The organism is Veillonella sp. ZSJB6 (assembly GCF_051549505.1).
In the GTDB taxonomy this organism is placed as follows: Bacteria; Bacillota; Negativicutes; order Veillonellales; family Veillonellaceae; genus Veillonella.
Map to the genome: position 1 here is coordinate 1 of NZ_JBPUGE010000102.1, position 256 is coordinate 256.

1 protein-coding gene is annotated in these 256 nt (G+C 36.3%); it reads right to left on the reverse strand.

The window, feature by feature from the left end; genetic code table 11:
- Positions 1 to 32 precede the first annotated feature (32 nt).
- Positions 33 to 256 (reverse strand): hypothetical protein (locus ACSV5T_RS10060; protein WP_438321037.1); only part of this gene is annotated, 224 nt, incomplete at its 5' end.

Below are 256 nucleotides of genomic sequence, written 5' to 3' on the forward strand. Positions count from 1 at the left end.
TCATTAAAAAGGGTAAGTTAAAATACGAAAAGTTAGTTATTCTGCACCAATTTGGCATAATCATGCAATTTACTTTTTAACATGATTAGGTCTTTTTCGGTGGTTTCAAGTTCTGATTTCATACCCAGTTGGCTATTTTCTTGCCAATAAATACATACAAAATTGGCTTTACAGCTTAAACCTTTAACGGTTGTTGCGATGGATGCTGGTAAATCCACCTCCCGATTATCGAGCGCAAAATTGGCGGGATAATGCC